3 protein-coding genes are annotated in these 1,890 nt (G+C 32.1%); all 3 read left to right on the top strand.

Annotated elements, in window-relative coordinates:
- Positions 1 to 676 (top strand): non-homologous end joining protein Ku (gene ku, locus ACY65O_RS16495; RefSeq protein ID WP_462221961.1); only part of this gene is annotated, 676 nt, incomplete at its 5' end.
- Complete coding sequence (locus ACY65O_RS16490; protein ID WP_462221960.1) at positions 677 to 1,270, top strand: DNA polymerase ligase N-terminal domain-containing protein; 594 nt, start codon at positions 677 to 679, stop codon at positions 1,268 to 1,270. It begins immediately after the preceding gene.
- Between the two features lie 2 nt (positions 1,271 to 1,272).
- Positions 1,273 to 1,890 (top strand): ATP-dependent DNA ligase (locus tag ACY65O_RS16485; protein WP_462221959.1); only part of this gene is annotated, 618 nt, incomplete at its 3' end.

Here is a 1,890-nt window from a genome sequence, read left to right as displayed (position 1 = left end):
GGATAAAAAAGATTTAGCCCATATCCGTTTTATGAGAGTAAATGAAAAAACCGGAAAAGAAATTAAATGGGAAAATATTGTAAAAGGTTATTTACTCGATAATAAATATGTGGTGCTAAGCGATAAAGATTTTGAAACTGCAGCGGCAGTTAAAACAAAAGTTATTGAAATAAGTGATTTTGTATTGCAGGAAGAAATAGACAGTATTTATTATGAAACACCCTACTATCTGGTGCCTGAAAAATCGGGAGTAAGGGCTTACGCATTATTAAGAGAAGCATTGCATAAAACCGGCAAAGCAGGCATTGCAACATTTGTAATGCGTAATAAAGAAGCTTTGGCAATTTTGAGGGTTTCGGATAATGTAATTATTTTAAATAAAATTCGGTTTAAAGAAGAAATAAGAAACACAAAAGAACTGAGCCTGCCTGCAAAAGCTGCTATAAAGCCCGGCGAACTTAAAATGGCGGTAAGTTTAATTAATCAATTATCGGGTAAATTTAATATCAGTAAATACAAAGACAATTATTCTTCTCAATTATTAAAATTAATAAAGGCAAAAAGTAAAGGTGCAAAAATTAATGCCCCTCATCTTAAAGTAGTACACAATAAAACTAAAGACCTTATGTCGCAATTAAAAGCAAGCCTGCAAACAAAAAATAAAAAAGCATCTTAAATGAGCCTGCTTAAATATAAATCAAAAAGAAATTTTTCATCTTCTCCTGAACCGGAAGGAATTGTAAAGAAAAAAAAATCTTCTTTATCTTTTGTTGTACAAAGACATAAGGCATCACGCCTGCATTACGATTTCAGGCTGGAGATAGATGGTGTGTTAAAAAGCTGGGCAGTACCTAAAGGCCCATCAATGAACCCAAATGATAAAAGGTTAGCTATGATGGTGGAAGATCATCCTTATTCTTATAAAACTTTTAAAGGCGTAATACCATCGGGCTATGGTGCAGGTATTGTAGAAATATGGGATAAAGGAGAATATACAGATATAGAAAGATCTGGTAAAAATATTGATGAAAAAAAATTGAAAGCAGGATTAAAATCGGGCAGTTTAAAATTTATACTGGAAGGGAAAAAATTAAAAGGAGAATTTGCACTGGTAAAATTAAAAAGCGATCAGGAAAATGCCTGGCTGTTGATTAAGCATAATGATAAATATGCTGTTGATACCCAATATAACAGCGAAAACGAAACAGCATCCACATCACCCATAAATAAATGGCTTGCTGCCAATGAAAAAACTAAAAAAAAACTTTAGTATTGATAAAAAGATCACCTAAAAAAAAGCTGGAGAATTTTATACGCCCCATGCTTTCAAAAGAAACAGATACAGCTTTTGATGATAAGGAATGGTTGTTTGAAATTAAATGGGATGGCTACCGGGCTATTAGCGAAATAAAAAATGGAGCAGTAAAATTATATTCCCGTAACGGACTTAGTTTTGACAATACTTATCCCACAATTTTTAATGCCTTAAAAAAAATATCTCATAATGCAGTACTGGATGGAGAGATAGTAGTGCTTAATAAAGATGGCAAATCAAACTTTCAGCAGTTGCAGCATTATGAAGAAAATAATGCAGTACAGCTTTATTACTATGTGTTTGATATTTTATTGCTTAATGGAAAAAACGTTTTCGAATTACCACTTATTGAAAGAAAAAAATTACTTAAAAAACTTATAAACAAAAATGACACCATTAAATATTCGGACCATGTAACAGGTACAGGTAAGGCGTTATTTAATATTGCTGTAAAAAAAGGCCTGGAGGGAATAATGGCTAAAAAAGCAAATAGCAACTACCATAAAGGAATAAGAACTGCTGACTGGTTAAAAATAAAACAGCACAAATCAACCGAAGTTATTATTACAGGTTAT

Source organism: Ferruginibacter sp. (genome assembly GCF_031430955.1).
GTDB lineage: Bacteria > Bacteroidota > Bacteroidia > Chitinophagales > Chitinophagaceae > Ferruginibacter.
Note: the sequence above shows the minus strand (reverse complement) of the source record. Positions and strands in the feature narration are given on the sequence as shown.

Coding starts and splice junctions, on each gene's coding strand:
- ACY65O_RS16490 (WP_462221960.1), top strand. CDS start 677: ATGAGCCTGCTTAAATATAAATCAAAAAGAAATTTTTCATCTTCTCCT.